At 71.8% G+C, this 3466-nt stretch carries 2 protein-coding genes and 1 pseudogene; all 3 read right to left on the reverse strand.

Annotation, left to right across the window (positions count from 1 at the left end; genetic code table 11):
• A partial coding sequence (locus R6V09_RS48935; protein ID WP_317887907.1) for a phospholipid carrier-dependent glycosyltransferase occupies positions 1 to 787 on the reverse strand: 787 nt, incomplete at its 3' end.
• A 92-nt stretch (positions 788 to 879) separates the two neighbouring features.
• Positions 880 to 2808, reverse strand: coding sequence for a phosphatase PAP2 family protein (locus R6V09_RS48940; RefSeq protein WP_317887908.1), 1929 nt, complete (start codon positions 2806 to 2808; stop codon positions 880 to 882).
• 219 nt (positions 2809 to 3027) lie between these two features.
• Positions 3028 to 3466: pseudogene (locus R6V09_RS48945) on the reverse strand (ATPase); the annotation flags it as partial.

Consider the following 3466-nt stretch of genomic DNA (forward strand, 5'->3'; position numbering starts at 1 on the left):
CACGGTCGGCCGGGCGGCGGGCGGACCACACCGACACCACGGCCAGGAGCATCAGTACGGGTACGGCGGGCAGGGCGCTCATCTTCGTCGCCACGGCCGCACCGAGCGCGGCGCCCGCGAGCGGGACATACAGCCGAGGCCGCCGACGGGCCCGCCACAGCAGCCACACCGCCGTCAACAGGAAGCCCGCCTCCGGCACGTCCAGGGTGGCCAGCGAACCGTGTGCGATTACGTCAGGGGAGAACGCGTACAGGGCGAGTGCCACCAACCCCCGTGCGGCGCCGACGAGTTCACGGGCGAAGGCGAACACGACCAGCCCGAACAGCAGCGTCAGCACGATCACCGGCAGCCGGGCCCAGAACATCAGCCGCCAGGGGTCGTTGCCCGACTCGTACAGCAGATGGCGGCCCAACTCGCCCTGGTCGCCCTTGTAGGAGGCGTCGAAGTGCGGGTCGGCGAGGGCGATCCCGGCGGCGATCACCAGCTTCCCGAGGGGCGGGTGCTCGGGGTTGTAGTCGAGGCTGTGCTCGCGCAGATAGACGGTGGCGGTGGCCACGTACACCGGCTCGTCGATGGTCGGTGTCTGCTGTACGGCGGTCGTGACCATCACGGCGGCCATCTGCGCGAGGAGCAGCGCCACCAGCAGCGGCAGCAGCCACCGCCGGTGGCGCCGCAGCCCGGCGCGGAGGCGTACCGACCGGCTCTGCGTGGCGCGCGGCAGAGGAGGCCCGCCGCCGTCGTCGAGCGTGCCGGGGTCGAGGACCGAGTGCTGTTCGCGCGCCATCATCCGCCCTGCGGTGAGGCCGGCCGTTCGGTGGCGGGAGCGATCCGGAGCCGGGTCATGGCCCTACTGTCGCATCGCTCCCGCCACCAGGGGCGTCACCGCTTCAGGAGTCGTACCGACAGACCTTCCGCCGTATACACCGGTACGGCCCGCAGCTTGTCCGAGTTCAGCGTGACGCTGTCGAACTGGCCGCGCAGCGCCGAGGCGCCCAGGACGCGCACCGTGGAGCCCGCGGCCGGCGGGTGTTCGGCGTCGAACCGCAGGGACAGCGCGCTGCCCCTGCCGAGCGTCGCACGCCGGGTGACCTCGACGGCGGGCTGGTGGCCCGAGCGGAGCGTGACCTCCAGCGTGCCGGACTGCTGGGCGTAGGTGCCGTGGATCTGCACGGACTCGGAGACCCGCAGCGAGCCGCCGAGCACACTCACGTCGCCGTGGCCGAGCGCGTGCGCCGAACCGGCCACCAGCGCACCGGACTTGAGCACGGTCCCGCCGGTGTACGCGTTGTGCCCGGTCAGCGTGAGCGTCCCGGTACCCTGCTTGGTCAGGCCGCCGCAGCCGTCGATGTCGTTGCGCCAGGCGTCGGTCGCGCCGAAGCCCCCGGCCGCCAGGTCCAGGGCGACGATGACATCGGAGTCGAAGGAGCCGTAACCGTCCGCCGCCGCGAAGAGGTTGAGGCGCCCCCACTGCTCGAAGCCGTCGAGCAGGACGTAACCGGAGGGCAGCGCGGTGGTGCGCAGCACCTCGCGCCGCTGAGCCGCGTCGAGGTACGGCAGCCGGGTCTCCAGCAGGACTTCCGCGCCCTTCGGCACGGTCAGCGCCTTGTCACGGCCGCTGCGGGTCAGCACGTAGGTGAACTTGGGCTCCACGACACGGGAGTTGGCGGTCCGGTCCGCGTACGGGTCGGTCGCGGTGGACGCCGAGTGCGCGTAGGCGTACAGGGTGTCCGCCGTCGCGCCGGTCTTCGCCTCGAAGTAGGCGAGGGCCTGGGCGCGCGCGGCGGCCTTGAGCTCGGCGTTGGCCGGGTCCGCGAGTGTGGCGGCGGCCAGCGCGGTGGCCATGATGCGACCGCCCATGACGTCGACCGTGGAGTGCATGCCGGCCATGATCCGGGTGTGGCTCAACTCCAGGGTCCGGGTGACCAGTTCCTGGAAACGCTCCGGTACGGCGTACGCGTAGGCGAGGCCCGCCAGGTGGAAGGCGTTGGTGTGACCGCTGGGGAACCCGCCGTCGTCGACCGGTGACGTGCTGCGCTGGCGCAGGAGTTGCGGGGCGACGACGACCTCGGAGTCGTAGACCGGGTAGCCGAGCGCGTCGACCGTGCCGGTGTCGACGACCTCGCTCTTCTCGTTCATGCGCCACGGACGCGGGTACTGGTAGGCGTACTTGCTCGGGTTGCCCGAGGCGTAGTTGCCGCGCAGGGTGTCGACGAGTTCGGCGACCCTGCCGAGCGCGGAGTCGTGTGAGCCGGCGCCGAGCGCGGAACCGGCGGGCGCGTCGGCCGGGACGGCGTCGCTGATCGTGGTGGCCGGGGTGCCGTCCGGGGCGCTGGTGATCGAAGTGACCGCCAGGGCACCGGACTTGTACAGGTCGGCCAGCGGACCCAGGCCCGCGATCATCGCGTAGCTCTGGTGCTGCCGGTCGTAGAGGAACGCCTCTTTCGCCTGTGCCTCGGTGCGGCGGCCGGTGAGGTCGACGCAGTACCGCATGTTGGCGCGCAGGATCTCGGGCCGCAGCGGGGTGCCGGTGTTCCAGGCGGAACCGGTCTTCCATATCTGGGCCATGCCGCCGAGGACCCGGACCACGGCGTTGGTCTCGGGCGTCAGGTTCGCGATGACGTTCGTCTTGTAGTCGTCGACGAACGCGAGCGGAGCCGTGGTGGCCTTGGCGTCCGCGGCGGCAAGCCAGCTGACCAGCGTCGGCGCGGCGACCACACCGGCCGAGGCGCCGAGCGAGGTCTTGAGGAATCCACGTCTGTTCACGGCGAGTCGACCGGCGTCCGTACGGTGCCCGGCGGGTGACGGCATGGGTGTGCCTCTCTTGAGTTCTACGGCCGTTGCGGCCGGTGAGGTCGTGGGACCAGGGAGGGGTCGTGTGATCGGCTGTGGTTCGGGGTGCACGGTACGACGTCAGAAAGCGCATACGTCAACTGGTGCGTACGTGCGAAGATTTGCGGTGGGCCGTGTCCCGGTGGAGGGGGTTCGGCGTCCGTCACATGACCCCCGGGTGAACGGGGGCCGTGCGGTTCACAGGATCGATCGGGCCAACGCCACCGCGCCCTCGACGGGCGGCACTTGGATGGGCCATGGCCGTGCCCCCGGCACCCGCTCGGCGAGCGCGCTGGTGAGGGCGTCGTACAGGAGGGGCTGGGCGAGGACGGTGCCGCCCGAGACCACCACGTCGTCGACGGGGACACCGCGTTCGGCGAGCCGTACGACGAGTGCGGCGAGGGACCGGCCGGCCTCCGCTATCACCTCGCGTGCGAGGAGCGAGCCCGCGTCGGCCGCCGTGAAGACGACACGGGAGTGACGCCCCCATTCGGCGGAGACGTCTGAAGCGCTTTCCAACGCGGCGCCGAGCGCGGGCACTTCGGCCACACCGAACGCCTCGACGAGTCCGAGGGCGAGTTGGTCCGGAGCCTCGCCGCGGTCGTGCGCGGCCCAGGCGGCGCGGGCCGCCTCGCGG

This window comes from Streptomyces sp. W16, assembly GCF_033194735.1.
Lineage (GTDB): Bacteria > Actinomycetota > Actinomycetes > Streptomycetales > Streptomycetaceae > Streptomyces.